General features: G+C 62.8%; 1 pseudogene. It reads right to left on the bottom strand.

From position 1 onward, the window contains the following. Positions 1-75: 75 nt before the first annotated feature. Positions 76-171: pseudogene (locus FCU66_RS42985) on the bottom strand ((2Fe-2S)-binding protein); the annotation flags it as partial. Positions 172-347: the final 176 nt, after the last annotated feature.

Below are 347 nucleotides of genomic sequence, written 5' to 3'. Positions count from 1 at the left end.
CTATACGGGGAGAAGTGCCCGGCAGGGCGATGAGGGGCGGCGCCGGCGCTCGGAAGAGTAACGAACGTGAAATTCTCACTCGGCTGCTTGAAGACTCTGTGCGTCGATGATGACCCTGATCTCGGCGCGGCAGGAACCGCAATTCGTGCCGGCATGCAGGGCCGCGCCGAGATCAGGGTCATCATCGACGCACAGAGTCTTCAAGCAGCCGAGTGAGAATTTCACGTTCGTTCCTCTTCCGAGCTCCGGCGCCGCCCCTCATCGCCCGTCCGGGCACTTCTCCCCGTAACTATACGGGGCGAGGATGACGGCAGGCAGGTGAGGGGCGGACACGACTTCGACCATTG

The sequence above is a fragment of the Mesorhizobium norvegicum genome (assembly GCF_004919685.1).
Classification (GTDB): domain Bacteria; phylum Pseudomonadota; class Alphaproteobacteria; order Rhizobiales; family Rhizobiaceae; genus Mesorhizobium; species Mesorhizobium norvegicum.
This window is presented reverse-complemented; position numbering and strand designations above follow the sequence as displayed.